We start from the raw sequence: 24,535 nt of genomic DNA on the forward strand, positions 1-24,535 counted from the left end.
AACCAAAAGATCAACACCCCACCGACCAGCCAGAAAACACCTCACACCACCACGTCAAGACCCCCCGACCAGCACAAACAGGATGAGACAAGCTCACGGAAAGCGTGGCCATTCCGCCCGCCATAGCCACTCTTTCCGTGAAACAGCGAGGTGGCGAGGGTGGGGCAGGTGGGTCAGTGCACGGTGACGGTGGCGCCGCCGGGCACCAGCTCGCGCAGCTCCTCGGGGAGTTCGGCGCCCATCTCGTCGGCGATCCGCAGCGCCTCCTCGATCAGCGTCTCCACGATCTGCGCCTCGGGCACGGTCTTGACGACCTTGCCCTTGACGAAGATCTGGCCCTTGCCGTTGCCGGACGCCACACCCAGGTCGGCCTCGCGGGCCTCACCCGGACCGTTCACCACGCAGCCCATGACCGCGACGCGCAGCGGCACCGGCAGCCCCTCCAGGCCGGCGGTGACCTCCTCGGCCAGCTTGTAGACGTCGACCTGGGCCCGCCCGCAGGACGGGCAGGAGACGATCTCCAGGCCACGCTCACGCAGGCCCAGCGACTCCAGGATCGCGTTGCCGACCTTGATCTCCTCGACCGGCGGGGCGGAGAGCGAGACCCGGATCGTGTCGCCGATCCCCTCGGCCAGCAGCGCGCCGAACGCGACCGCCGACTTGATGGTGCCCTGGAACGCCGGGCCGGCCTCGGTGACGCCCAGGTGCAGCGGGTAGTCGCACTTCTCGGCGAGCAGCCGGTAGGCGCGGATCATCACCACCGGGTCGTTGTGCTTGACCGAGATCTTGATGTCCCGGAAGCCGTGCTCCTCGAACAGCGAGCACTCCCACAGCGCCGACTCGACGAGCGCCTCGGCGGTGGCCCGGCCGTACTTGGCCAGCAGGCGCTTGTCCAGCGAGCCGGCGTTCACGCCGATCCGGATCGGCACGCCCGCGTCGCCGGCGGCCCGGGCGATCTCCTTGACCTTGTCGTCGAACTGCCGGATGTTGCCCGGGTTCACCCGCACCGCGGCGCAACCCGCGTCGATCGCGGCGAAGACGTACTTCGGCTGGAAGTGGATGTCGGCGATCACCGGGATCTGCGACTTCTTCGCGATCGCCGGCAGCGCCTCGACGTCGTCCTGCGACGGCACGGCGACCCGCACGATCTGGCAGCCGGAGGCGGTCAGCTCGGCGATCTGCTGGAGCGTGGCGTTGACGTCGGCGGTGAGGGTGGTGGTCATGGACTGCACCGACACCGGCGCGCCACCACCGACCGGCACCGAGCCGACCATGATCTGGCGGCTGGCCCGGCGCGGGGCCAGCGGCGGCGGCGGTACGGGGGGCATACCGAGACTGACAGCTGTCACTTCAGGCACTCACCTTGAGAAGAGCGTGATCGGGTTGACCACGTCCGCGGTCACGGTCAGCAGCGTGAACACGCCACCGACCAGGATCACCGCGTACGTGAGGGGCATGAGCTTCAGGTAGTCGACGCGGCCCGGGTCGGTGCGGCCGATCCGGGCGTAGAGCCAGGACCGGGCCCGCTCGAACCAGGCGATGGCGATGTGGCCGCCGTCCAGCGGGAGCAACGGCAGCAGGTTGAACACGCCGATGAAGAAGTTCAGCGACACGAAGAGCATGAAGAACACCAGCCAGGCGTTGTTCTCCACGGCCTCGCCGCCGAGCCGGCTGGCGCCGACCACGCTGATCGGGGTGTCCACGTCGCGCTCCGCGCCGGTGATCGCGTTCCACAACGCCGGCACCTTCTGCGGGATGCGCTGCATGGCGTGCGCGGTCTGCACCGCCATGTTGCCGGTGAAGTCGGCGGTGGCGCCGAACGCGGCGACCGGACCGTACTCCACCCGGGTCGGGGTGCTGGGCCGCAGCGCGACGCCCATCGCGGAGACCGCCGAGGTGGCGCCCTTCGGGTCGTCCAGCGGCGGGCGCTGCACCGAGGCCAGGTCGACGGTGGCGGTGGCCGGGGTGCCGTCGCGCAGGTAGGCGACGGTGGCCGGGCCGGGCTGCGTGCCCCGGACCACGTCCAGCATGTCGCCCCAGGTGGAGACGGGCCGGCCGTTCACCGCGGTGATCCGGTCGCCGTCCTTGAGCTGGGCCTTGCCGGCCGGGCTGGCCGGGTCGGAGGCGGTGCAGGCGCGGGGGGCGTTCTCCACGACCACGCAGGGGGTGAGCGCGATCACCGCCGGCTCGGCCCGGAACCCGGCCTCGGTGGTGGGGAACTTCGGGTTCGGCAGGCCGGCGGAGACCGCGATGATCCAGAGCGCGACCAGCGCGATGGCGAAGTGCATCGCGGAGCCGGCGGACATCACGATCGTCCGCTTCCACACCGGGTAGCGCCACATGGCGCGCTTCTCGTCCCCGGGCTCGACGTCGTCGTCCTGGGGGGTCATGCCGACGATCTTGCAGAAGCCGCCGAGCGGGATGCCCTTGACGCCGTACTCCGTCTCGCCCCGCCGGAACGACCAGAGTGTCGGCCCGAAGCCGACGAAGTAGCGGGTGACCTTCATCCCGAACGCCTTGGCGGTCACCATGTGCCCCGCCTCGTGCAGGCTCACCGAGATGAGGATCGCCAGGGCGAACAGCACCACCCCGAGCAGATAGCTCATCGAGCTCCTTCCACCGACCCGACGATGATCTCCTGGGCGTGCGCCCGTGCCCACGACTCGGCGGCGAGCACGTCCTCGACGGTACCTGGTTCGTCGAAGTCGGGAGCGTCCTCCAGCACCCGTTGGAGGGTGTCCACGATGCCGAGGAACGGCAGCCGCCCCGCCACGAACGCCGCCACGCACTCCTCGTTCGCCGCGTTGTAGATCGCCGGCCGGCACCGCCCCGCCTCACCGGCGGCCTTGGCCAGCGCCACGGCCGGGAACGCGGCGTCGTCGAGCGGGGCGAACTCCCAGGTGTGCGCCGCCGTCCAGTCGACCGCGGCGGCCGCCTCGGGCACCCGGTCCGGCCAGCCGATGCCGAGCGCGATGGGCAGCCGCATGTCCGGCGGGCTGGCCTGGGCGAGCGTGGAGCCGTCGACGAACTCGACCATCGAGTGGATCACCGACTGCGGGTGGACCATCACCTCGATGTCGGCGTACGGCACGTCGAACAGCTCGTGCGCCTCGATGACCTCCAGCGCCTTGTTGACCATGGTGGCGGAGTTGATCGTGACGACCGGGCCCATGTTCCAAGTCGGGTGCGCCAGCGCCTGCTCCGGCGTGACAGCGGTCAACTCGTCGCGCCGCCGGCCCCGGAACGGCCCGCCGCTGGCGGTGACCACGAGCCGGCGGACCTCGCCCCGGGCGCCGCCGCGCAGGCACTGCGCCAACGCCGAGTGCTCCGAGTCGACCGGCACGATCTGCCCCGGTCGGGTCACCGCGGCCTTCACCAGCGGGCCGCCGGCCACCAGCGACTCCTTGTTGGCCAGCGCGAGGGTACGCCCGGCGCGCAGCGCGGCCAGCGTCGGCGGCAGGCCCAGCGAGCCGACCACGCCGTTGAGCACGACGTCGCACGGCCACTGCGCCAGCTCGGTCATCGCGTCCGGCCCGGCCACGATCTTGGGAAGCTTGAAGTCGCCGGAGGCCCAGCCGCGCCGGCTCGCCTCGGCGTAGAACGCGAGCTGGAGATCCTGCGCGGCGGAGGCCCGCGCCACCCCGACCGCCGCCACGCCCAGCTCCAGCGCCTGCGCGGCCAGCAGCGCCACGTTGCCGCCGCCGGCGCCGAGCGCGACCACCCGGAACCGGTCGGGGTTGCGCTTGACGATGTCGATGGCCTGGGTGCCGATGGAGCCGGTCGAGCCGAGCAGCACGAGGTCTCGGGGAGTGGTCACCCGCCCATTGTTCCCCAGCGCGTCACCCGTTCTCGTTCGGCCTCTCGATCGACTCCACTTCCCCGAGGTGGTGCCCTCCGAGCGCTCCCGACACCGCCACCTCGCCGAGCCGGTGTCGATCATGCGTCGTTTTCGGAACCCGGTGCCTCCTCGTCGAGAAGGTCCGCCGGGTCGAGGCTGAACTCGAACGGCTGCCGCATCACGAACATGGTCCCCGCAGCCGCGGCGGCCAGCGGGCGGTACTCGCCGTCGGCCAACTCGTAGAGCACGAGCGCCGGCACCCGGTTACGCAGGTCGACCCGGAGGAAGTACGGCACGCCGGCGGCGGCGTACTCCCGCGGCCGGTCGATCACGTCCTTGCGCCGGTTACCGGGCGACACGATCTCCCCGAGGAGTACGGCTTGGCCGATGTCGACCGCGGACCGCCCTCCACCCGACGAGCGCAGCACCGCGATGTCCGGGATGAACAGGTCCTTGCCGGACATCAAGTTGATCTCCGGGTAGACCCACAGGCCAGCCCGGCGAGCGGCGCGGTGCAACAGGTAGGGCAACTCACGTTCGACCGACTGATGGTCGATGCCGGCATGTGGTGTCACGATCACGCTTCCGCTCAGGACCTCGACCTTCGGGCCGTTGGTCTCCGGTAGGAGATCGAGAGCGAGCTGCGCGGTCCACGGCTCGTCGTGCCAGCGGAGCACGTCGAACGACGGCTCGGCGGGCTGCGGTGCCGGCTCGGGCGCGAATGCGGCCTGGGCCATCGGGCTCACCCCCTCAGCGGGTAATCGTGCTATCACCCACCCTAGCGGCGCTGTCCCGCGCCGCCCTGATCGCACACGCTGTCCGTCACGGCCCGCGCAAGGATGACGCCATCGCGCCGCGAGGCGTAAAGGTCGGCCAGGAAACGGTCCAACTCGTCGTCGGACTCGAACAGCTCGGGACGGGCCAGTTGCTCAAGACCGGCGACCGGCTCCACACCCTGACGACGCGCGAGCTCGTCGGCCGGCACGTGAGTCGCGCCCGGCCATTCCGGATCCCGCTCCGCATCGGTCGACATGGGGCCACTCTTTCTGTTCCGACAGCCCGCACTCGCACACCCAGTGCGCTCAGGCCGGGGACACACCCCACCGGAGCGCACCCGATCGCCCGTGATCATGAAGTTGGCGGTGCCGGCCGTCCGATATGTCGCCGCCAACTTCATGATCAATCCCGAGGTGGGGTGCGGATGAAGGGGAGGAAGGCGGTCCAGGCCGTGGGGTGGAAATGGAGCACCGGGCCGTGGCGGTCCGTGCTGTCCCGCACCCCGACCACGTGCGGCAGGTTGGTGGCCACCTCGACGCAGGTGGAACCGCCGTTGTCGCTGCGGGTGGAAATACGCCAGACCGCGCCGGTCAGGTCCATGACTTCGCCAACTCCCGGATCAGCTCCCGGGAGGCCCGGCGGGGCAACGCCTCGCCCCGCAGGCTCTCCCACCTGCGGCGAAGATTATCCACGTCGTCCGGCCGGTCGGTGACATGTGCCCGCAGCGCGTTATCCAGGTGTGCCACCTCGCCGCCGTCCGGTGTGCGGGCCAGGATGAACGGGCCGGCCAGGCCGGCGTGCATGCCGGCGTCGGCGGGAACGACGTGCACGGTGACGTGCGGCTGCTCGGTCACCCGCAGCAGGTGCTCGAACTGCTCCACCATCACCGCCGGCTCCCCCACCGCCCGGCGCAGCACCGCCTCGTCGACCACGGCGACCACCTCCGGCGGTGTCTCCCGACCCAGGATCGCCTGCCGCTCCATCCGGGAGGTGATCCGCTGCTCGACCTCACTCTCCCGCAACATCCGGCCGCCGCGCAGCACCGCCCGGGCGTACGCCTCGGTCTGCACCAGGCCGGGCACGAGCGACGGCTCGAACCAGCGGATCAGCGTGGCCTCCCGCTCCACGCTGATCCACTCGCGGAGCCACGGCGGCGCGGCGTCGGCGCGCACCAGCACGAGCAGCCGCCCGAAGAGCCCGCCGGCCTCCAGCGCGGCGTCAGCCCGGGCCACGAAGTCCTGCGAGGGCGTGCGATGGCCGATCTCCCCCATGCCGACCAGCGACGCCGAATAGTTGATCCGCTGGGCCAGGTCATCCTGGCTGAGCCCACGCTCCCGGCGGGCCCGGCGCAACTCCGCCCCGAGGAACTCCAGCGTCGACACCGGATCGCCGTCCATCACACCTCCACCACATCTCGCCCGTCGATCGGCACAGCCGGGCTGAGGGCACCCGCCGCCTTCCGACCGTAGTCGCGTCCACACCAGAGTGTGAACAGGCGCGAGGAAGGAGCAGGGCATGAACGAGGAAATTCCGCGTACCCCGCCGGGACGCCGGGCGGTGACCGCCGTCGCGCCCGGCCCGGACGTCCTGGCCCGGCACGTCGCGACCCGACCGGCCTGGCGGTGCCGGGCGTGCGCCGCGCCGTGGCCGTGCCCGCCGGCGAAGCTCCGGCTACGCCGGGAGTACGCGCACGACCACGCCGGCCTGGCCGTCTATCTCTGCGTGCTGATGCACGACGCGATCGCCGACGCGCTGCACCTGGACCTCGGCCCGATCGACCCGGCCGAGTACTTCGCCCGGTTCATCGGCTGGACCCGGCCATGGCCGGCCCGGGGCCGTTAGACCTCGGACGCGGCCACCGGCCCGGGGTGATCGCGGCTGTCGGGTGCGGTGACGTGCTCCAGGTGCCCCCACGGCGGGTGCGGCGGCTGCCACTCCAGGAACAGGGCGGTGGCGTCGTCGTCGAGCTGGTCCTGCTGGTACGTGAGGACGGCCCGCACCAGGCGACGCATCGTCTCCGGGCTGGGCAGCGCGTCGTTGAGGGCACGCTCGACGAAGTCGACCAGCCGGTCCCGCCCGAACCGTTCCCCGTCGTCGCCGCGCGCGTCGGTGATGCCGTCGGTGTAGGCGAGGACGCGGTCGCCCGGGTGCAGCGCCTCCTCGTGCACCCGCGGGCGCTTCCCCGACAGGTGGCCCAGGCCGAGCGGCAGGGCGGTCGGCCCGGGCAGTGCCCGGATGGCCTTGCCGTCCCGCAGCAGCAGGGCGCCGGGGTGGCCGGCGTTGATGATCCTGAGGCGGCCGGTCCGCCGGTCGAGCTCGGCGAGCAGCGCGGTGGCGAAGTAGTTCGGGTGCTCGGAGCGCACCCACCTGTCGATGCTGATCGCCGTGTCGATCAGGTCGAGACCGGTGCGTCGGGCGTTGCGGTACGCGCTGACCACGAGTGAGGCCAGCGCGCTCGCCTTGATGCCGTGCCCGCAGGTGTCGAAGAGCCCGACGCTGAGCACGTCGTCGTTGAGCGCGTAGTCGAAGATGTCCCCGCCGACGTCGTAGCACGGTTCGAGGATGGCGGTGATCACCAGGTCGTCGGTGGCGAACGTCAGCGGCGGCAGCAGCCCCCAGACGATCTCGGCGGCGACCTGCATCGGCAGGCGGCGGCGCATCCGTTCGACGACGTCGCCGTAGAGCCGGCGGTTCACCAGGAGCTGGGCGACGTTGACCGCGATCTCCCAGGCCGGCCGGTCCAGCGCGGGGTCGCCGGCGGCCGGTGAGACGACCTCCAGCACGCCCAGCCGTTCGCAGCCGAGCAGCAGGGGCACCCAGAGCCGATCCGGATTGTCGGTGGCGCGCTGCACCTCGACGCTGGTGAACGCCCGGCCGGCCAGGGTCGTCTCGATCATCAGCTCGTCCCGGGTCTGGCCCGCGCCGAGCAGGGGTACGAGTGACGACTGCGTGTAGTCGGCCAGGTAGATCACGATCTCGGTGGCGCCGACGGCCGGCGCGGCCCGGGTCACCAGGAGCGCCAACTCGTCCGGCCCGCCACGGGGGGCGTGGAGTTGCAGCCAACGCGCCGCATCGCCGCCGTCGACCAAGCCGCACCTCCCCGTGTCCCCACCACCGTAGGAGTCCGGCGGCGAACTGCCAACGTACGGGCTGGGGTGAGACGACGTACCGCTGCCTGCCCCTCCGGCCTACCGCGCCGTGGCCAACGGGAACCTGACGCCGGTCAGCTCCTCGGAGCGGGCCCACAGGCGACGGGCGAGCGTGCCGTCCCGGGCGGTTCTCGACCGGCCGACCAGCTTGGGGGCCCCGCGTCCCTCGAGGAAGCCGCCGGGGCCGGCGTAGCTGCCGCCGGGAACGTCCGCGACCGCCGCGTAGAGCGTGGGCAGCGCGCCGTCCTCGTCGCTCTGCGACAGGCGGGTGCTGATGGCCGTACGGAACCGGTGGAGCAGGGACTGCTCGTCGTCGAGATGGGCGAGGAGACCGGTGGCTGCCATGCCGGGGTGCGCGGCGGTCGCGAGGACCGGCGAGGCGGCCTCGGTGAGGCGGCGGTGCAGTTCCGCGGTGAACAGCAGGTTCGCCAGCTTGGACTGCGCATAGGCGGGGAACGCCCGGTAGGGCCGACGCTCCCAGTTGAGGTCGTCGAGGTCGATGCGGCCGGCCCGGTGCCCGTTGGAGGAGACGGTGACGACCCGCTGCCGGATCCGTGGCAGCAGCAGGTTGGTGAGCGCGAAGTGCCCGAGATGGTTGGTGCCGATCTGCAGCTCGAACCCGTCGACGGTGCGCCCGAGCGGAGGGATCATCAGGCCGGCATTGTTGACCAACACGTCGATCGGGTCGGTGACGTCCTCGGCGAACGCGTGGATCGAGGCAAGGTCGGCGAGGTCGAGCCGCCGCACGTCGACCTCGCCGGTCATGGTCGCGGCGGCGGCCCGCCCCTTGACGAGGTCGCGGACCGCGAGCACGACGCGGGCGCCCCTGGCGGCGAGCGCGCGGGCGGTGGCGCGTCCGATGCCGCTGTTCGCCCCGGTCACGACGACGGTGCGGCCGGTCATGGCGGGGAGCTGTGCGACTGCGAATGTTGTCATGAGAAACAATGTAGGCAGCGACAACAATGCTGTCAATGGCAACATCCGGCTAGGATGAGCCCGTGCCCGCGTACCATCACGGAAGTCTTCGCACGACGCTGCTCGCCGCCGCCGAGCGCAGCCTGCGTCAGCACGGCGCGGGTCAGCTCTCGCTACGCGAACTGGCCCGCGAGGCCGGCGTCAGCCACGCCGCCCCCCGCCGGCACTTCCCGGACCGTCAGGCGCTGCTCGACGCGCTCGCCGAGGCCGGGTTCGCCCGCCTCGACGCGGAGCTACGCGCGGCGCTGGACGCCGCGGGAGACGAGTTCGGGCCGCGCCTGCACGCGGTCGCGGCGGCCTACCTGAGATTCGCCACCGAGGACGCCGCACTGCTCGAACTGATGTTCACCGGCAAGCACCGTGACGGCGCCGAACAGCTCGTGGCGGCCGCCGCCGCGCCGTTCGGGCTGATGGACTCCCTGATCAGGCAGGGACAGGCACAGGGCGTGCTGGAGCCCGGCGACTCGCCGCGCGCGGGCGTCGTGCTGTTCGCGACCCTGCAGGGCATCGCCACCCTCGTCAACGGCAACCTGGTGGCGCCGGCACTGCTCGACGGGATCGTGGAGACCGCGGTCGATCAGTTCATCCGAGGATCGCGGCGCCGTTAGGCGGGGCGGTCCAGGACGAACGTCTCCAGTTCGGCGCCGCCGTACCAGTCGGTGCGGGTGCCGACGTGGGTCATGCCGAGTCGTCTCGCCACCGCCATGGACGGGTCGTTGCCGGCCATCACCACCGCGTACACCCGTGCGGCGCCGGCGGCGAACTCCCGTGCCAGCACCGCCCGGGCGGCCTCGGTGGCGTAGCCGTGACCCTGGGCGTCGGGGTGCAGGTGCCAGCCCACCTCGAGGTCGTCGGTCGGCGTGACGCCGTCCCGGCCGGGCAGCGGCTTGAGCAGCACGCTGCCGGCCGCGCAGCCCGCCGCGCGCGGTTCGATCGCCCACAGGCCCCACCGACCGGCGTACGGCGCGTTGCGCTCGCGCCACAAGCGCACCCGGTCCTGCGCCTCGGCCGGGTCGGTCATCCGCCCCTTGCCGCCGCCCAGCCAGCGCATCACCTCCTCGCGGGAGTAGATGTCGTAGACCCGGGCGAGGTCGTCGGGTGACTCGGTCCAGTCCCGGACCACGAGCCGCTCGGTCGAGGCGATCATCATGACGCCGGATCGTAATGCGTGGCCGGCGACCGCACGGGGAACGAGGGGGCGATGGGCGACGGCTGGCAGCGCACGAAACGGATCACCTCGGCGGCGTTCCGGCCGGTCCGTGGCCGGGACCTGTCGCTGCACGCCGCCGCGATCACCTTCTACGGCGCGATCGCCGTGGTGCCGGTGGCGCTGCTGGCGATCTGGCTCACCGGGCTGCTCGCCGGCGCCGACCGGGTACGCCGGCTCACCTCGTACGCCATCGAGACGCTGCCCACCGAGATCGGCGCGCACCGGGCGGTGGCCGCGCTGGTCGAGGCCGGCCTGGGGCTGACCCCGCTGCTGGCGCTGGCCTCGCTGCTGCCGGCCTCGCTCTACGGCGAGGGGCTGCGCCGGGCGTTCGTCTCGGTGGCCGAGCCGCGCGCCGAGTCCGGCGCGCTGGTCGGCTGGCGCGGCCGGCTGCTGCTGCTGCCGCTGCTCGCGCCCGCCCCGGCGCTGCTGCTGTCGATCCTGCTGGCGCTGCCGCTGACCACCCGGCTGGTCCGGCAGGGCGGCTGGATCGGCGCGCTCGGCGTGGTGCTGTCGTTCCTGGCGGTGTGGCTGGTGCTCACGCCGGTGCTGGTGTGGGTGTTCCGGGTGGTCGGCCCGGCCTCCCCGGACTGGCTCGCCACGCTCGGCATGGGCTCGTTCACCGCCGCGAACCTCTCCGGCTTCCTGCACGGTTTCGTGCTGTTCTGCTCGCTGCCGCTGAACCTGGGCGTGCCGTTCGGCGGGTTCGACGAGATCGGCGGCGGGGTGGCGGTGCTGCTCTGGCTCTACCTGTTCCACGTGATCGTGCTGGCCGGCTACTCGGCCACGCTGGCGTTGAGCCGGTGGCGGGCCGCCCGGGAGGCGGCCCGCGCCTGACCGGCCCCGGTCAGCGCCGGAACGGGCCGCGCACCTCGTACGTGATGCCGCCGGTGCCGGCCTTCGCGCCGCTGGTGCCGCGCTGCGAGGAGAAGTAGAGCCGGCTGCCGTCCGGGGCGAACGCCGGGCCGGTGAGTTCCGACCCGGGCTGCCCGAGCAGCCGCAGGAACGGCGTCACCACGCCGGCCGGCGTGATCATGTTGATCTCCATGTTGCCGCCGTCCTCGGCCACATAGAGGTCACCGCCCGCGGTGCCGGTGAGGTTGTCCACCCCGGTCAGCGGCGGCGCACCGGCCTCCACCAGCGAGTCGTCGTACGCGAGGTCCAGCCGCTGCCGCGCCGCGTCGTACGCCCACACCCGGTTGTCGCCCTTCGTGGTGAACCAGCAGGTGTCGTCCGCGTACCAGCAGCCCTCACCGCCGGCGAACGACTTCGCGGCGCCCACCTGGTGGCGGGTGGGCACCGGGAAACCGTCCCGGTCGGGCAGGTCCCGCCAGGTCACCGGGCCGGCCACCGGGTCGTCCGGGGCGCAGAGCACCTGGACCCGACCGGTGCGCAGGTCGCCCCAGGTGTCCGGCACGAAGCGGTAGAAGCAGCCGTCCGGCTCGTCCTCGGTCAGGTAGACCACCCGCCGGACCGGGTCGCAGGCCGCCGCCTCGTGCTTGAAGCGGCCCATCCGGGTCCGCTCCTCGCCGGCCCGGCCGCCGTCCGGCCACGTCTCGAACACCCGGCCCAGCGGCACCTCCTCGCAGGAGAGCCAGGTCCCCCACGGGGTGGGGCCGCCGGCGCAGTTGGTGTTGGTGCCGCCGAGGATCCGGTACGCGGCGACGATCGCGCCGTCGGCCGCGAACCGCACCGCCGAGGCGCCGCCGACCAGCGGCACCTCCGAGTTGGAGACGTAGATCCAGCCGTCGCCGGCCGGGAAGCACGCCCCGCCGTCCGGCGCCGGGTGCCAGGAGTACGAGGTGCCGGCGACCCGCTGGCCGGAACGGGCGATCACCCGACTGGTGAAGCCGGCCGGCAACTGGAGGCCGTTGGTGTCGGCGGCCAGCAGGTCGCCGTAGGGGCCGGGGCCGGGCTGGGCGGGTGCGGCCGGCGCGGCGGCGGCCCAGAGACTGCCGGCGAAGGCGGTGCCCCCGGCGACGGCGACGGCGGAGCGCAGGACGGTACGACGATCCATCTGACGACCTCCCGGAGACGAGGGCTCTCGGCCGACGGTAGACCCCCTGCGGCATCGACCGCTGCCGCCGCCCGGTGAACGCGACGTGACGTCAGAGGCGCTCGACGTAGCGCTTCGCCTCGGCCAGCGACCAGTTCGTGTGCTCCCGCACCAGCTTGATCGCGTGGATCTTCTTCCCGGCGCGGGCGAGCCGGGTCGCCTCGGCCCGCAGCCCGGGGTCGACCTCGACACCGGCGTTTCGGGCCGGCAGCGTGCCGCCCGCCCGCAGGGCGTCCACCGCCTGCTTCGCCTCCAGCAGCGGCAGCCCGGTCTGCTGGCGGAGCAGCTTGACCGCCTCCACCGTCCGCCCCTCCCGGGCCAGGCGGAGCACCTCGCCCTGCCCGCCGCCGGCGGCCGGGTCCGGGGCGACCAGGTCGCGGGGGCGGCCGGCGGCCCGTCGGAGCACCAACCAGAGCAGGAGCAGGACGACGAGCACGGCCAGGAGCGCGAACTGGACAGCCTCGGGCATGCCGGCCACCGTAGCGCCCGGCCGCGAACCCTCCCGCCGGGGACCGCCCGGCAGTAGGCTCCGGTCCCATGAATGACGGGACTGAGCTGCCGGCACGCGCCGACGTCGTCGTGGTCGGCTCCGGGCACAACGGCCTGGTCTCGGCGATCCTGCTGGCCCGCGCCGGCCTCGACGTGCTGGTGCTGGAAGCGGCCGACACGCTGGGCGGCGCCACCCGCACCGAGAACCCGTTCCCGAAGGTGCCCGGGCTGCGCCACTCCACCGGGTCGTACCTGCTCGGGCTGATGCCGCCGGAGCTGCTCGCCACGCTCGACGTGACCATCCCGGTGCTGCGCCGCGACCCGCACTACTTCCTGCCCACCCCGGGCGGCCCCGGCTCGCCGTACCTCCTCTTCGGCAGCGACACCGCGGCCACCCGGCGGCAGCTCACCGAGATGTTCTCGGCGGCGGACGTGGCGGCCGACGACGCGCTCCAGGCCGAGCTGGCCCAGCTCCGCGAGGACCTGGCGCCGGCGTGGCTGGCCGAGCCGCTGCCGGTCGAGGAGACCGCCGAACGCTACGTCCGGCCGGCCCTGCGACAGGTCTTCGTCGACCTGGTCCGCGGCTCGGTCGCCGACCACCTGGCCCGCTTCGACTTCCGCTCCGAACTGCTGGTCAGCATGTACGCGGTCACCGACGGGCTGTCCGGGCTCAACGCCGGCCCGGACGACCCCGGCACCGGGCACAACTTCCTGGTGCACAACATGTGCCGGCTCCCCGGCGCGGACGGCACCTGGATGATCGCCCGGGGCGGCATGGGCACCGTGTCGCGCACGTTCGCCGAGGCGGCCCGGGGCGCGGGCGCCCGCATCGTCACCGGCGCCCCGGTCACCGCGATCACGCTGGCCGCCGGCGCCGCGTCGGGCGTGGTGCTGGCCGACGGTCGGGAGGTCGGCGCGTCAGTGGTGCTGGGCGCGTGTGACCCGTACCGGCTGATGGACCTGTTGCCCGACGGCGCGCTCCCGGCGGAGCTGGGCGCGCGGATGGCGGCGGTCCGCCGGCCCGGCACCACGCTCAAGCTCAACCTGGCGCTCACCGGGCTGCCGCGTTTCTCCTGCCTGCCGGCCGACGCGCCGAGCCCGTTCGGCTCGACCATCCACCTGCTGCCCGGTTCCGACTCGCTGGTCGGCGGCGGCGGTGAGTCGCCGATGGCGGCACTGCGCGGCATGTGGGCCGACGTGCGGGCCGGGCGGCTGCCGGCCGAGCCGACCATCGAGTGGTACCTGCACACCACCGTCGACCCGTCACTGCAGGACGACGCCGGGCACCACTCGTCGGCGTTGTTCGTCCAGTCGGTCCCCTACGAGCTGGCCGGCACCACCTGGGACGCGGCGCTGCCCGGGTACGTCGAGCGGCTGATCGCGATCTGCGAGCGGTACGCCCCGGGCGCCGGTGACCTGATCGCGGACGCGGTGCCGCTGCCCCCGCCCGGCATCGAGGCCCACTTCGGCATCACCGGCGGCCACATCCACCACGTCGACAACACGGTCTCGTTCACCGACCGGATGCCGTACGCCACCGGCGTGGACGGCGTCTACGCGGGCAGCGCCGGCTGCCACCCGGCGGGCAGCGTGATCGGCGCCGCCGGCCACAACGCCGCCCGCCGCATCCTCGCCGACATGTAAGGCGGGGCCCCCGGTTAACGCCTGCGGTAGAGGCGGGGCCCCCGTTTAACACCTCACGACGAGGCGGCCTCCTGGCCGGCGCGTGGGAGGTCGCCCGGGCCCCGGATCACGTAGAGGCCAACCAGCAGCAGGTACGCCAGCAGGCTGAGGATCGGGTCGACGAACACCACCGCGAACGCGATGAGGTAGAGCAGCGGGCCGAGGCGGAACCGGCGGGCCACCGCCTGCGCCAGCCGGGGGTCGAGATCCGGGTGCAGCAGGCCACGCCGGCGCGCCCACCACCAGCTCAGGTTGAAGAAGAGCGCCTCGCCGAGCACCGTGCCGACGTAGAGCGCGGCGGTCAACCGCTGGTCACCGGGCGAGCCGCGCAGGTTGTCCGCGAGCAGGTTCGCGGTGAACGGGATGGCCGCCACGAACATCAGCAGCAGCAGGTTCAACACCAGCAGCATCTGGTCGACGCGGCACACGTAGCGCCACATGTTGTGGTGGGTCAGCCAGACCTGCCCGACCACCGCGAAGGTGATCACGTAGGCCAGGTAGGCCCGCCACTCGTGCGCCAACGCGGCCGACAGCGCTCTGTCGTCCGGCGCGTCCGGGCCGAACTGGAGCAGCTCGACCGCCATCAGCGTGAGCACGATGGCAATCACCGCGTCGCTGAACGCCTCCACCCGGGAGGCGTCCCGCGCCATCTCGCTGCTGCGCCCGAACCGGTACTCCGGCTCCCTGTCCGCACCCGTCACGCCGCCCCCTCACGAGACGATGGTCGCGTGCCGGGGGCGGCGGGCGGGACGAAAGCGTCAGATGATCGCGTCTCCGGCCGGTGCCGGCGTCTCCTCGTCGGCCCGGTGGGCGCGGATCTTGTGCCCGACGCTGGTCAGGCAGCGACCGCTGGCCAGGTCGAACTTCCACCCGTGCAACTGGCAGGTGAGCTGGTCACCGTCGACGATGCCGAACCGGCTCAGGTCCGCCTTCAGGTGTGGGCACCGCCGCTGCACCACCCAGCCGTCGAGCGTGATGTCCTCGGCGTCGACCGCGCGCTCGTGCTCGTCGTACCAGCCCTCGGCGTACTGGAGGCGCTCCTCGGAGAGACACTTGAAGAACGCGTAGACGAACTCGTTGTACTGACCGATCCGGGCCGCCGAGAACCGGCAGGAGAGGAAGAGCGAGTTGACCCAGTCGACCTCGCCGATGTGGAACAGGTGCTCGATCAGCGCGCGCTCGGTGCGGAACCGGTAGCGGACCTTCTCGTCCGCGTACGGCCGGACCTCCTTGCCCGGGAAGTCCACCACGATCGACTCGACGTCGGCGCCGTCGTAGCTCACCAGGTCGAAGCGGACCGGACCACCGACGCCCTTGGCCAGGTAGATCGACTCGTCCAGCAGCGGCTCGATCCGGCGCTTCATCTCGGCCAGCACGTCGATCTCCGGGTGCCGCCAGGACGCCTTCTCGGCCTCGATGACGCCGCGCTTGCGCTCCCGCATCTCCTCCAGGTGGGCGACCTTGTTCTCGAAGAACTCCTCGACCGGCATCGGGTGGGTGGTGGTAGCGCCCTCGGTGGTGATCTCGGTGACGCTGCCCGGCAGCAGCACGATGCCGTTGTCGCCGCCGACCTTCGCGTACTCCGCCAGGAAGACCGACTGGTCGGGGAAGATGTTGCCCTCGTCGCCGAAGATGTCGTTGAACTGCCACAGCTCGTCGTCGAGGAAGCAGGGCGGACCGGCGATCGGGAAGACGTGGTCGGCCTTCAGGTCGTCGATGTAGCGCCAGGTGCGGTCGAACTGCCGGTCCCGCTTCTGCTTGCCGAACGCGGTCTTCGCCGCCTGCGGCAGCTCGTAGACCATCGGGTACCAGATCGCGCCGGAGAACTGGAGCATGTGCGCGTGCACGTGGCCCAGCTCGGCGAAGACGGTCAGGTCGGTGGGGCGGGCGTCGTTCTGGTTGAGCAGCCGGACGCCGTCGTACTCGACCCAGAGCGACGAGTCGCCGATCGGGCCGTCGGTCGGGCTGGTCAACGCCTGGATCATGATCTTCAGCCCGCCGGGCAGCTCCATGACCTGCTCGTTCGGGGCCTTCAGGAACTTCGTGAAGCCCAGCTCCCGCAGCTCGTCCTCCATCTCGGAGGTGGGGTACTCGGGCAGCAGGACGGTGGCGTCCTTCGAGACGAAGTCCCGCAGGTGCTTCGCGTCGAAGTGGTCCCGGTGCAGGTGCGACACGTACAGGTAGTCGACCTGACCCAACGTCGCCCAGTCGAGCTGGGAGTTGTCCGGGAAGGGGAACCACGAGGCGAAGTAGGCGGGATTGACCCACGGGTCGCACAGGATGCTGCCCGCGGGCGTGTCGATCCGCATGCTGGCGTGGCCCGTACCGGTCACTCGCACCGTAGTCCCCCTCAAAAAGGCATCAGGCGTACGTCAAGACGCTACCGGAGACAGTGTGGTCGCCGTCCCGCGACGCCCACAGTGCCGGCCGGCCCTCGCGGAACAGGCCCAACGGCCCGGGCCGATCCGACCGTCGTCGTGCCGTCAGGCGGTCGCCCGTGCGGGTCGTCCACCCCCGTCGGGTCGGACCCTGCGCCGGGCCCGGCACGGGGCGTGCCAGACTAACCGGAGATCCGATCGCGAGGGAAGGACCGACAGTGGCAGGAGACGAGCCGGTAACCGCGCCAGACCAGCACAGGCCCGGGCACCGCAGGTCCGGACGGATCGGGGCGGTGGTGTCGGCGGTGGCCCTGGTGTTGATGGCGCTCTGCGGCACCGAGGAGGGCCGGGTGGAACACATCTGGCTGTTCGGGATCGCCGCGCTGCTGCTCGCCATCGTCATCGGCGACGCCGTGCTGCGCCGCAACGGCCTGCGGTCCTGACACCCGGCGCCAGCGGTACGCGGAAGGGCCCGCCCCCTCGGGGGCGGGCCCTTCGTCGTCGGGTGCGGCTCAGCGACCGAGCAGGATGTCCTGCACGTCCTTGAGCGCGGCGTCGACCTCCGCCTCGAAGTAGCCGCCGGGCACCAGCCCGAAACGCAGCGTGTCGAGTTCCTTCGGGTTCACCGGCATCGCGTTGCGCCCCTGCATGCCGCCGAGCAGCGTGTCGAAGAACCGGTCGACCTGGTCCGGGTCGTACCCGCTGCCGAACCGCCGGACCTGGAAGCCGCGCCGGATCTGGTCGACCCGGTGCAGGTCGCTGCCGGGCGGGCCGGCCATCGGCGGACCCACCATGGGCGGACCGGCGGCGGGCGGGCCGACCAGCGGCGGACCCGTCATCGAGGGGCCGCCACCGTAGCCCTGGTCCGGTGGGCCGTAGCTTGGATCCGGCGGGCCGTAGCCCTGCTGCGGCAGCGCCGGCGGGCCGGCCGGACCGCGCCCGCGCAGCTCACGCAGGTCGCGCTCGGGCATCCGGATCTCCGCGGTCATGTCGGCCCGACCGTGCCGGCCGGCCTCGAAGCCGTCGAAGCGGTCACTCGGGCCACCGTAGCCACCCGGGCCGGGTTCCTGGCCGTAGCCGCCCGGGCCGGCGTCCTGGCCGTAACCACCCGGGCCGGCGTCCTGGCCGTAGCCGCTCGGGCCGGGCGGCAGGCTGCGCGGCGGCGGTCCGCCGTGCCCGATCGGGGCACCCGGGCCGGGACCCATCGGGCCGGGGCCGGCCGGACCGGGGCCGGCCGGACCACGCGGCGCGTCGTAGCCGCCACGCGGGCCGTCGTACCCGCCGGCGAACGCGCCGGTCGGCTCGTCGTAACGGTTGCCGTAGCGGTCGACGGGCGGGCCGGCCTGGGCCGGCATCTGCCGGGGCGGCATCGGCGGCTGCGGCACCGGCGACAGGCCACGGTCGTCGCGCATCGGCGGACCGAGCCGGTCGGCCATCCGGGGATCGCCACCCCGCCCGCCGGGGGCGCCGGCGCGCTCCTCCAGCTCGGCGAGCTGCCGCTCGACCCGGTCGAGGTGCAGGTCGACCTGCCACTCGTCGTAGCCGTTGAACCGGACCCGGAAGACGACGTCGTGGACCTCCTGGGACGCGACGGGCGCACCGACCGGCTGGCCGTCGAGGGTCGCCTCGACCCGGTCCAGGAAGGCGTCCACCTCGTCGACCTTGTATCCCCGGCGGAGCGCCTTACGCCGGAAACGCTGCCCCTGACTCGCCACTATGTCTCCTGGTCTCGTACCGCTACGCCGTTGCCGCGCGGGGGTCGCTGTCGGTGTCCTCGGCGGCGGCGAGCTGCCCACACGCCCCGTCGATCTCGCGCCCCCGGGTGTCCCGCACCGTGGTGGACACGCCGGCGTCGCGCAACCGCCGGACGAACTCCCGCTCGACCGGCTTCGGGCTGGCATCCCAGCGGCTGCCCGGAGTCGGGTTGAGCGGGATCAGGTTCACGTGTGCCAGCTTGCCCGCCAGCAGTCGCCCGAGCAGGTCGGCTCGCCACGGCTGGTCGTTCACGTCCTTGATCATCGCGTATTCGATCGACACGCGACGCCCCGTCGTGGCCGCGTAGCCCCACGCCGCGTCCAGCACCTCGGACACCTTCCAGCGCTGGTTGACCGGGACGAGTTCGTCGCGCAGCTCATCATCGGGGGCGTGCAGCGACAACGCAAGGGTCACGGAAAGGTCTTCGCTGGCCAGTCGGCGAATGGCCGGGACCAGCCCGACCGTGGAGACGGTGATGTGCCGCTGGGACAGCCCGAGCCCCTCCGGGGCCGGCGCGACCAGCCGGCGGATCGCCGCCACCACCCGCGCGTAGTTGGCCAGCGGCTCGCCCATGCCCATGAACACCACGTGCGACAGCCGCGGCGGCGAGCCCGCCACCGCACCGGAGGCGGCCACGCCGGCCAGGTAGACGGCCTGGTCGACGATCTCCGCGGTGGAGAGGTTGCGGGTCAGCCCGGCCTGGCCGGTGGCGCAGAACGGGCAGGCCATGCCGCAGCCGGCCTGGCTGGAGATGCAGACGGTGACCCGGTCCGGGTAGCCCATCAGCACGCTCTCCACCAGCGAACCGTCGTGCAGCCGCCAGAGCGCCTTGCGGGTGGCGCCGTCGTCGCAGGCCAGCTCGCGGACCGGGGTGAGCAGCGTGGGCAGCAGCGTGCCGGCCAGCCGCTCCCGGGTCGCCGCCGGCAGGTCGGTCATCTGCCCCGGGTCCCGGACCAGCCGGCCGAAGTAGTGGTTCGACACCTGTTTGGCGCGGAACGCCGGTTCGCCCAGCTCGGTGACGAGCGCCTGCCGGCCGGGCAGGTCGAGGTCGGCGAGGTGACGGGGAGGCATCGCGGGCCGGCGGCCGCGGGCGTCGGGGTCTACGGAGATCAGCGGGAGGCTCGTCATGGCGCGTCCAGTCTGACACGCGCCGAGCCGGACGCACCTGTCCGTGGGTGCCGAATCGCCCCCGACCGGCCGGTCAGGGGCGTGGCGCCGACGTGATCCATCCCTCAGCCCACCACCGGCACGAACACCGCCAGCAGCAGGTACGCCGTCGGCACCGCGAACAGGATCGAGTCGAGCCGGTCCATCAGGCCGCCGTGGCCGGGCAGCAGGTTGCTCATGTCCTTGACGCCCAGGTCCCGCTTGATCATCGACTCGCCGAGATCGCCGAGCACCGCCGCGCAGGAGATCGCCATGCCGAACAGCGCGCCCCACCACGGAGCCACGTCGAACAGCAGCCACAGCAGCAGCGCGCTGCCCGCCGCGGCGGCGGTGACCGAGCCGGCGAAGCCCTCCCACGACTTCTTCGGGCTGATCTTCGGCGCCATCGGGCGCTTGCCGAAGGCCACCCCGGCGGCGTAGCCACCGGTGTCGGAGAGCACCACCGCCACCAGCGTGACCAGCACCCGCAGGTGGCCGTCGTCGGGCGCGGCCGCGAGCAGGGCCGCGAAGCCGGCGAGGAAGGGCACGTAGACCGCGATCAGCGTGGCCGCGGTCAGGTCACGCTGGTAGTTGCCGGGGCCGTCGCCGAGCCGCCAGATCATCGTGCCCAGCACGGTGACCAACAGCCCGAGGCAGAGCGCGTCCGGGCCGGCGAACCAGGCCAGCCCGACCATGATCACGCCGCCGGCGACCAGCGGCACCAGCGGCGGGTGGGCGCCGCTGCGGCGGACCGCCCGCGCCATCTCCCAGCTGCCGATCGCCACCGCGGCGGCGAGCACGGCCAGGAACGCCGGCAGGAAGAAGAAGAGCGGCACCACGATCAGCGCGCCGAGGGCCGCCCCGACGCCGATCGCCGCCGGCAGGTTGCGGCCCGCCCGGGAGGCCGGCGGCGCGGTGGTCGGCGGACGCTCCGCACTCGCCCGCCGACGCCCCTTCGACCGGCGACCGGCCGGCGGTTCGGGCGCGGGCTCGCGTACCGCGAGGTCGTCGCGGACCGCGGGCTCGTCGCGGACCGGGGCGATCTGCGCGGTGGGGTAGTCGTCGTCGGACCGGTCGTCGGACCACGGGCCGCGGTCGCCGGGCCCCGGCTCGTCCCGCCGGCCGCGCGGCGCGGCCGGCGATCCGTCGGCCGGCCACGGCGCGTCGTGGTGCCGCTGATCCACCGGGTACGCGTCGGTGACCGCCCCGGCGTACGCCTCCGCGTCGGGGTAGGCGTCCGGGCCGGGGGCGGGACGCCGCCACGGACCGGGCTCCAGGTCGGTCTCCGGCCAGGGCAGGGCGGGAGCCGAGCGGTCCCAGCCGCGCGGCTCGGTGCTGCCGTAGGGGTCGGGGTGGGACATCACGCACCGGCAGACGGTACGAAAGCCACCACATGACGCAAGACCAAGACCATCCCCTACCGGCGTGAGACTTCCTGTTGACCGACCGACGACCTGACGATCCCCGCCGTTCATCCGGTGGTGGTCGCCGAATCGTGCCGAGCCTACTGCAACCGGCCGACGTCGAGGGTGGACGCCGCCGGGCACGACGACGGCACCGGGCCGTCGCCCGGGTCCCGGGCGACGGCGGCGCGGTGCCGTCACGGAGTACGCGGGCCGCTCAGACCTCGAGCAGCTCGCTCTCCTTGTGCTTGATCATTTCATCCACCGTGGCGACGAAACGCTGGGTCAGGTCGTCCAGGTCCTTCTCCGCGCGCCGGCCCTCGTCCTCGCCGACCTCGCCGTCCTTGACCAGGCGGTCCAGCTCTTCCTTGCCCTTGCGGCGGATGTTGCGGACGGCGACCTTCGCCTCCTCGCCCTTCTGCCGGGCCACCTTGATCATCTCGCGGCGCCGCTCCTCGGTCATCTGCGGGAGCACGATGCGCAGCTGGTTGCCCTCGTTGTTCGGGTTGACCCCGAGGTCCGAGTCGCGGATCGCCTTCTCCATCGCGTTGGTCTGCGAGGTGTCGTACGGCTTGATGATCACCATGCGCGGCTCGGGCACCGCGATGGACGCCATCTGCGGCAGCGGGGTCGGGCTGCCGTAGTAGTCGATGAGGATCCGGGAGAACATGGCGGCGTTGGCGCGACCGGTGCGGATCCCGCCGAATTCCTCCCTGGCGTGCTCGATGGCACGCTCCATCTTCTCCTCCGCCTCGAGGAGGGTGTCGTCGATCACCGGTCTCCTCGCCTCCTTCTGTCGCTCGTCGTGGGCTGTGCTGGGGCTGTGGCAGAGGACCGCTGCCGGTCCGGCGGGCCGGTCAGGCGGTGATCAGCGTGCCGATCTTCTCACCGCCGACGGCCCGGACGATCGTGTCGTCGCCCTGGGCGCCGAAGACCAGCATCGGCAGGCCGTTCTCCATGCAGAGGCTGAACGCGGCGGCGTCGGCCACCCGCAGGTTGCGGCGCAGCACCTCGGAGAAGGTGATCGAGTCGAGCTTGCTCGCCGTCGGGTCGATCCGGGGATCGGCGGTGTAGACCGCGTCCACGCCGTTCTTGCTCATCAGCACCACGTCCGCGCGGATCTCCAACGCGCGCTGGGCGGCCACCGTGTCGGTGGAGAAGTAGGGCATCCCGGCGCCGGCGCCGAAGATGACCACCCGGCCCTTCTCCAGGTGCCGGATCGCCCGCAGCGGAATGTACGGCTCGGCGACCTGGGCCATGGTGATGGCGCTCTGCACCCGGGTCTCGATGCCCTCCTTCTCCAGGAAGTCCTGGAGCGCCAGGCAGTTCATCACCGTGCCGAGCATGCCCATGTAGTCGGCGCGGGCGCGGTCCATGCCGCGCTTCTGCAGCTCGGCGCCGCGGAAGAAGTTGCCGCCGCCGACCACCACGGAGACCTGCACCCCGCGGCGGACCACGGTGGCGATCTGGCGGGCGATGCCCTGCACCACGTCCGGGTCCACGCCGATCGCGCCGCCGCCGAAGACCTCACCGGAGAGCTTCAGCACCACCCGACGGGACCGACCGGGCGGAGGGGCGGTCGGGTCATCCGCCGCCAGGCTCCGGTCACTCACAACCTGCGTCATCCGCCCCGCCCCTTCTTCCCCGCGCACCGCGCGAGCGTCGCGTACCTGCCCTTGCCGACCCTATGTGACGAGGAGGCCGCGGTGCCTCTCGCGTACACCGGCGGCCTCCTCGTCCACGTTCTCGCTGCGCCCGGACCACCGGCCCGGTGCGACGGCTCAGGCCTGGCCGACCTCGAACCGCACGAAGCGGGTCACCTCGATGCCGGCCTCGGCCAGCACCTGCTTGACGGTCTTCTTGTTGTCGGCGACCGCCGCCTGCTCCAGCAGGACGAAGTCCTTGAAGAAGGCGTTCACCCGGCCCTCGACGATCTTCGGCAGCGCCGCCTCGGGCTTGTTCTCCTCGCGGGCGGTCTGCTCGGCGATGCGCCGCTCGGACTCGACCGTCTCGGCGGGCACCTCGTCACGGGTGAGGTACTTCGGCCGCATCGCGGCGATCTGCATCGCGACGCCACGGGCGTCCGCGTCGCCGGCCTCGTCGGTCTTGCCGGAGTACTGCACCAGCACGCCGACCGCCGGGGGCAGGTCCTGGCTCTTGCGGTGCAGGTAGACCGCGGTGGTGCCGTCGAGCTTGGCGAAGCGGTTCAGCACCAGCTTCTCGCCGATCTTGGCGGACTGCTCCTGGATCAGGTCGGCCACGCTCTTGCCGTCGATGGTGCTGGCGAGCAGCTCCTCGGCGTTGGTGGCGCCACTGGTCACGCCGTGCTCGACCAGCTGCTGGGCCAGCGCGATGAAGGCGTCGTTCTTGGCGACGAAGTCGGTCTCGCAGTTGAGTTCGAGCAGCGCCTGGCCGGAGTGGGCGATGAGACCGTTGGCGGCGGTGCGACCGGCCCGCTTGCCGACGTCCTTGGCGCCCTTGACGCGCAGGATCTCGACGGCCTTGTCGAAGTCGCCCTCGGCCTCGGTCAGCGCCTTCTTGGAGTCCATCATGCCGGCGCCGGTGAGGTCCCGGAGCTTCTTGACGTCCGCGGCGGTGAAGTTGGACATGACTCTCTCTTCGGTGTCTGTGACTACTGCGGTGGGATGGTCTGGCTGCCGGTTACCCGGAACCGGGCCGGTGTCGCCCGGTGTGTCCGCCGCGCCCCGCCGGCCGGCGGAGAACCGGACGGCGGGGACACGACGGTGCGATCACTCCGCGGCGGCGGTCGCCGGCTGCTCGGCAGCGGCCGGGGTCGGCTGCTGCTCGGCGGCAGCGGCGGCCGGCTGCTCGGCGGCAGCGGGCGCCGGCTGCTCGTCGGCCTTCTTCGGCTCCTCGAGCAGCTCGCGCTCCCACTCGGCCAGCGGCTCGTCGGCGCCGACCTGGCCCGCCTCGGGCTTCTCGTCGCCGCCCCGGCCACGGCCGGAACGGGCGATCAGGCCGTCGGCGACGGCAGCGGCGACGACCTTGGTCAGCAGCTCGGCCGAGCGGATGGCGTCGTCGTTGCCCGGGATCGGGAAGTCGACCTCGTCCGGGTCGCAGTTGGTGTCCAGCACGGCGATCACCGGGATGCCCAGCTTGCGGGCCTCGTCGACGGCGATGTGCTCCTTCTTGGTGTCGACGATCCAGACCGCGGCCGGGAGCTTCTGCATGTCCCGCAGGCCACCGAGGGTCTTGGTGAGCTTGATCTTCTCGCGGGAGAGCTGGAGGGTCTCCTTCTTGGTGTAACCGGCGGCGGTGCCGCTCAGGTCACCCAGGGCCTCGAGCTCCTTCATCCGCTGGAGCCGCTTGTACACGGTCTGGAAGTTGGTCAGCATGCCACCGAGCCAGCGGTGGTTGACGTACGGCTGGCCGACCCGGGTCGCCTGCTCGGCGATGGCCTCCTGGGCCTGCTTCTTGGTGCCGACGAACAGGATGCTGCCGCCGCCCGCGACGGTGGTGCGGATGAACGCGTACGCCTTCTCGATGTAGTCGAGCGTCTGGCGCAGGTCGATGATGTAGATACCGTTGCGCTCGGTGAAGATGAAGCGCTTCATCTTCGGGTTCCAGCGCCGGGTCTGGTGCCCGAAGTGCACACCGCTCTCCAGCAGCTGACGCATGGTCACGACGGCCATGGTGGGTACTCCTACTTCGTCCCTGG

26 protein-coding genes are annotated in these 24,535 nt (G+C 72.3%); 5 read left to right on the forward strand and 21 right to left on the reverse strand.

All coding sequences use genetic code 11. The annotated features are described in order from the left end of the window. Window positions 1-173: 173 nt before the first annotated feature. The 7 genes from ispG to ACH495_RS16540 all read right to left on the reverse strand — a co-directional run bounded on the left by ispG (window position 174) and on the right by ACH495_RS16540 (window position 6,012). Window positions 174-1,349, reverse strand: a complete 1,176-nt coding sequence (gene ispG / locus ACH495_RS16510; RefSeq protein ID WP_396858587.1) for a flavodoxin-dependent (E)-4-hydroxy-3-methylbut-2-enyl-diphosphate synthase — start codon at window positions 1,347-1,349, stop codon at window positions 174-176. A 9-nt stretch (window positions 1,350-1,358) separates the two neighbouring features. After that, window positions 1,359-2,606: a M50 family metallopeptidase gene (locus tag ACH495_RS16515; RefSeq protein WP_396858588.1), complete on the reverse strand. Its 1,248-nt coding sequence runs from the start codon at window positions 2,604-2,606 to the stop codon at window positions 1,359-1,361. Next, a complete protein-coding gene (dxr, locus tag ACH495_RS16520; RefSeq protein WP_396858589.1) occupies window positions 2,603-3,817 on the reverse strand; it encodes a 1-deoxy-D-xylulose-5-phosphate reductoisomerase in 1,215 nt (404 codons plus the stop codon). Before dxr ends, ACH495_RS16515 begins: the two co-directional genes overlap by 4 nt. Before the next feature lie 119 nt (window positions 3,818-3,936). Continuing rightward, the gene (locus tag ACH495_RS16525) at window positions 3,937-4,575 is read right to left on the reverse strand and encodes a Uma2 family endonuclease (RefSeq protein ID WP_396858590.1); all 639 of its coding nucleotides are present in this window, start codon (window positions 4,573-4,575) and stop codon (window positions 3,937-3,939) included. 41 nt (window positions 4,576-4,616) lie between these two features. Continuing rightward, window positions 4,617-4,871: a hypothetical protein gene (locus tag ACH495_RS16530; protein WP_396858591.1), complete on the reverse strand. Its 255-nt coding sequence runs from the start codon at window positions 4,869-4,871 to the stop codon at window positions 4,617-4,619. 146 nt (window positions 4,872-5,017) lie between these two features. Beyond that, window positions 5,018-5,215 carry a DUF397 domain-containing protein gene (locus ACH495_RS16535; protein ID WP_396858592.1) on the reverse strand — a complete coding sequence of 66 codons (198 nt, stop codon included), beginning with the start codon at window positions 5,213-5,215 and terminating at the stop codon, window positions 5,018-5,020. Then, window positions 5,206-6,012, reverse strand: a complete 807-nt coding sequence (locus ACH495_RS16540) for a DUF5753 domain-containing protein (protein ID WP_396858593.1) — start codon at window positions 6,010-6,012, stop codon at window positions 5,206-5,208. Before ACH495_RS16540 ends, ACH495_RS16535 begins: the two co-directional genes overlap by 10 nt. 118 nt (window positions 6,013-6,130) lie before the next feature. Here ACH495_RS16540 and ACH495_RS16545 point away from each other — a divergent pair, with 118 nt between their 5' ends. Then, a complete protein-coding gene (locus ACH495_RS16545; RefSeq protein WP_396858594.1) occupies window positions 6,131-6,457 on the forward strand; it encodes a hypothetical protein in 327 nt (108 codons plus the stop codon). On the opposite strand, the gene ACH495_RS16550 is transcribed toward ACH495_RS16545, so the two are convergent. Both ACH495_RS16550 and ACH495_RS16555 read right to left on the reverse strand, forming a co-directional pair. Then, on the reverse strand, window positions 6,454-7,704 hold the full coding sequence (locus ACH495_RS16550; protein ID WP_396858595.1) for a PP2C family protein-serine/threonine phosphatase: 1,251 nt from the start codon (window positions 7,702-7,704) through the stop codon (window positions 6,454-6,456). The genes ACH495_RS16545 and ACH495_RS16550 overlap by 4 nt on opposite strands. 99 nt (window positions 7,705-7,803) lie before the next feature. Continuing rightward, window positions 7,804-8,700: an oxidoreductase gene (locus ACH495_RS16555; RefSeq protein ID WP_396858596.1), complete on the reverse strand. Its 897-nt coding sequence runs from the start codon at window positions 8,698-8,700 to the stop codon at window positions 7,804-7,806. Between the two features lie 62 nt (window positions 8,701-8,762). Between ACH495_RS16555 and ACH495_RS16560 the strand changes: the two genes are divergently transcribed. After that, window positions 8,763-9,347 carry a TetR/AcrR family transcriptional regulator gene (locus tag ACH495_RS16560; RefSeq protein ID WP_396858597.1) on the forward strand — a complete coding sequence of 195 codons (585 nt, stop codon included), beginning with the start codon at window positions 8,763-8,765 and terminating at the stop codon, window positions 9,345-9,347. On the opposite strand, the gene ACH495_RS16565 is transcribed toward ACH495_RS16560, so the two are convergent. Next, window positions 9,344-9,889, reverse strand: coding sequence for a GNAT family N-acetyltransferase (locus ACH495_RS16565; RefSeq protein ID WP_396858598.1), 546 nt, complete (start codon window positions 9,887-9,889; stop codon window positions 9,344-9,346). The genes ACH495_RS16560 and ACH495_RS16565 overlap by 4 nt on opposite strands. 51 nt (window positions 9,890-9,940) lie before the next feature. Here ACH495_RS16565 and ACH495_RS16570 point away from each other — a divergent pair, with 51 nt between their 5' ends. Then, complete coding sequence (locus ACH495_RS16570) at window positions 9,941-10,783, forward strand: YhjD/YihY/BrkB family envelope integrity protein (RefSeq protein ID WP_343442935.1); 843 nt, start codon at window positions 9,941-9,943, stop codon at window positions 10,781-10,783. A gap of 10 nt (window positions 10,784-10,793) precedes the next feature. Here ACH495_RS16570 and ACH495_RS16575 read toward each other — a convergent pair whose 3' ends face one another. Together ACH495_RS16575 and ACH495_RS16580 are read right to left on the reverse strand one after the other, a co-directional pair. Beyond that, window positions 10,794-11,963, reverse strand: coding sequence for an alkaline phosphatase PhoX (locus tag ACH495_RS16575; RefSeq protein ID WP_396858599.1), 1,170 nt, complete (start codon window positions 11,961-11,963; stop codon window positions 10,794-10,796). 91 nt (window positions 11,964-12,054) lie between these two features. Then, window positions 12,055-12,471 carry a 50S ribosomal protein L7/L12 gene (locus ACH495_RS16580; RefSeq protein ID WP_396858600.1) on the reverse strand — a complete coding sequence of 139 codons (417 nt, stop codon included), beginning with the start codon at window positions 12,469-12,471 and terminating at the stop codon, window positions 12,055-12,057. Between the two features lie 68 nt (window positions 12,472-12,539). On the opposite strand from ACH495_RS16580, the gene ACH495_RS16585 reads away from it, so the two are divergent. Beyond that, window positions 12,540-14,135 carry a phytoene desaturase family protein gene (locus tag ACH495_RS16585; RefSeq protein WP_396858601.1) on the forward strand — a complete coding sequence of 532 codons (1,596 nt, stop codon included), beginning with the start codon at window positions 12,540-12,542 and terminating at the stop codon, window positions 14,133-14,135. Between the two features lie 53 nt (window positions 14,136-14,188). On the opposite strand, the gene ACH495_RS16590 is transcribed toward ACH495_RS16585, so the two are convergent. Both ACH495_RS16590 and ACH495_RS16595 read right to left on the reverse strand, forming a co-directional pair. Further along, the gene (locus tag ACH495_RS16590; protein ID WP_396858993.1) at window positions 14,189-14,824 is read right to left on the reverse strand and encodes a TMEM175 family protein; all 636 of its coding nucleotides are present in this window, start codon (window positions 14,822-14,824) and stop codon (window positions 14,189-14,191) included. 108 nt (window positions 14,825-14,932) lie between these two features. Continuing rightward, complete coding sequence (locus ACH495_RS16595; RefSeq protein WP_396858602.1) at window positions 14,933-16,513, reverse strand: Rieske 2Fe-2S domain-containing protein; 1,581 nt, start codon at window positions 16,511-16,513, stop codon at window positions 14,933-14,935. A gap of 257 nt (window positions 16,514-16,770) precedes the next feature. On the opposite strand from ACH495_RS16595, the gene ACH495_RS16600 reads away from it, so the two are divergent. Then, window positions 16,771-16,995 (forward strand): DUF2631 domain-containing protein, encoded by a 225-nt coding sequence (locus ACH495_RS16600; RefSeq protein ID WP_107155975.1) that lies wholly within the window; start codon window positions 16,771-16,773, stop codon window positions 16,993-16,995. A gap of 69 nt (window positions 16,996-17,064) precedes the next feature. Here ACH495_RS16600 and ACH495_RS16605 read toward each other — a convergent pair whose 3' ends face one another. From ACH495_RS16605 to rpsB, 7 genes are all read right to left on the reverse strand, one after another. Beyond that, window positions 17,065-18,267, reverse strand: coding sequence for a DivIVA domain-containing protein (locus ACH495_RS16605; RefSeq protein WP_396858603.1), 1,203 nt, complete (start codon window positions 18,265-18,267; stop codon window positions 17,065-17,067). Between the two features lie 22 nt (window positions 18,268-18,289). Then, entirely contained in the window at window positions 18,290-19,435 is a 1,146-nt protein-coding gene (gene rlmN / locus ACH495_RS16610) for a 23S rRNA (adenine(2503)-C(2))-methyltransferase RlmN (RefSeq protein WP_396858604.1), read from the reverse strand. Window positions 19,436-19,539: 104 nt separating this feature from the next. Next, window positions 19,540-20,814 carry a phosphatidate cytidylyltransferase gene (locus tag ACH495_RS16615; protein WP_396858605.1) on the reverse strand — a complete coding sequence of 425 codons (1,275 nt, stop codon included), beginning with the start codon at window positions 20,812-20,814 and terminating at the stop codon, window positions 19,540-19,542. A 259-nt stretch (window positions 20,815-21,073) separates the two neighbouring features. Next, window positions 21,074-21,631 (reverse strand): ribosome recycling factor, encoded by a 558-nt coding sequence (gene frr, locus ACH495_RS16620; RefSeq protein ID WP_396858606.1) that lies wholly within the window; start codon window positions 21,629-21,631, stop codon window positions 21,074-21,076. 82 nt (window positions 21,632-21,713) lie between these two features. Beyond that, complete coding sequence (pyrH, locus tag ACH495_RS16625; protein ID WP_036345766.1) at window positions 21,714-22,481, reverse strand: UMP kinase; 768 nt, start codon at window positions 22,479-22,481, stop codon at window positions 21,714-21,716. A 156-nt stretch (window positions 22,482-22,637) separates the two neighbouring features. Next, the gene (tsf, locus tag ACH495_RS16630; protein WP_396858607.1) at window positions 22,638-23,465 is read right to left on the reverse strand and encodes a translation elongation factor Ts; all 828 of its coding nucleotides are present in this window, start codon (window positions 23,463-23,465) and stop codon (window positions 22,638-22,640) included. Window positions 23,466-23,606: 141 nt separating this feature from the next. Then, a complete protein-coding gene (gene rpsB / locus ACH495_RS16635; protein ID WP_396858608.1) occupies window positions 23,607-24,509 on the reverse strand; it encodes a 30S ribosomal protein S2 in 903 nt (300 codons plus the stop codon). Window positions 24,510-24,535 lie beyond the last annotated feature (26 nt).

It is taken from the genome of Micromonospora sp. NPDC018662, from assembly GCF_044391475.1.
Lineage (GTDB): Bacteria > Actinomycetota > Actinomycetes > Mycobacteriales > Micromonosporaceae > Micromonospora.

Excerpts from the sequence above, each read along its gene's own strand:
- ACH495_RS16580 (WP_396858600.1), bottom strand. The coding sequence starts at position 12,471 with ATGCCCGAGGCTGTCCAGTTCGCGCTCCTGGCCGTGCTCGTCGTCCTG.
- ACH495_RS16615 (WP_396858605.1), bottom strand. The coding sequence starts at position 20,814 with ATGTCCCACCCCGACCCCTACGGCAGCACCGAGCCGCGCGGCTGGGAC.
- rlmN (WP_396858604.1), bottom strand. The coding sequence starts at position 19,435 with ATGACGAGCCTCCCGCTGATCTCCGTAGACCCCGACGCCCGCGGCCGC.
- ACH495_RS16530 (WP_396858591.1), bottom strand. The coding sequence starts at position 4,871 with ATGTCGACCGATGCGGAGCGGGATCCGGAATGGCCGGGCGCGACTCAC.
- ACH495_RS16545 (WP_396858594.1), top strand. The coding sequence starts at position 6,131 with ATGAACGAGGAAATTCCGCGTACCCCGCCGGGACGCCGGGCGGTGACC.
- ACH495_RS16585 (WP_396858601.1), top strand. The coding sequence starts at position 12,540 with ATGAATGACGGGACTGAGCTGCCGGCACGCGCCGACGTCGTCGTGGTC.
- ACH495_RS16590 (WP_396858993.1), bottom strand. The coding sequence starts at position 14,824 with ATGGCGCGGGACGCCTCCCGGGTGGAGGCGTTCAGCGACGCGGTGATT.
- ACH495_RS16525 (WP_396858590.1), bottom strand. The coding sequence starts at position 4,575 with ATGGCCCAGGCCGCATTCGCGCCCGAGCCGGCACCGCAGCCCGCCGAG.
- tsf (WP_396858607.1), bottom strand. The coding sequence starts at position 23,465 with ATGTCCAACTTCACCGCCGCGGACGTCAAGAAGCTCCGGGACCTCACC.
- rpsB (WP_396858608.1), bottom strand. The coding sequence starts at position 24,509 with ATGGCCGTCGTGACCATGCGTCAGCTGCTGGAGAGCGGTGTGCACTTC.
- ACH495_RS16575 (WP_396858599.1), bottom strand. The coding sequence starts at position 11,963 with ATGGATCGTCGTACCGTCCTGCGCTCCGCCGTCGCCGTCGCCGGGGGC.
- pyrH (WP_036345766.1), bottom strand. The coding sequence starts at position 22,481 with ATGACGCAGGTTGTGAGTGACCGGAGCCTGGCGGCGGATGACCCGACC.
- ACH495_RS16555 (WP_396858596.1), bottom strand. The coding sequence starts at position 8,700 with ATGACAACATTCGCAGTCGCACAGCTCCCCGCCATGACCGGCCGCACC.
- ACH495_RS16565 (WP_396858598.1), bottom strand. The coding sequence starts at position 9,889 with ATGATGATCGCCTCGACCGAGCGGCTCGTGGTCCGGGACTGGACCGAG.
- ACH495_RS16540 (WP_396858593.1), bottom strand. The coding sequence starts at position 6,012 with ATGGACGGCGATCCGGTGTCGACGCTGGAGTTCCTCGGGGCGGAGTTG.
- ACH495_RS16515 (WP_396858588.1), bottom strand. The coding sequence starts at position 2,606 with ATGAGCTATCTGCTCGGGGTGGTGCTGTTCGCCCTGGCGATCCTCATC.
- ACH495_RS16570 (WP_343442935.1), top strand. The coding sequence starts at position 9,941 with ATGGGCGACGGCTGGCAGCGCACGAAACGGATCACCTCGGCGGCGTTC.
- ACH495_RS16535 (WP_396858592.1), bottom strand. The coding sequence starts at position 5,215 with ATGGACCTGACCGGCGCGGTCTGGCGTATTTCCACCCGCAGCGACAAC.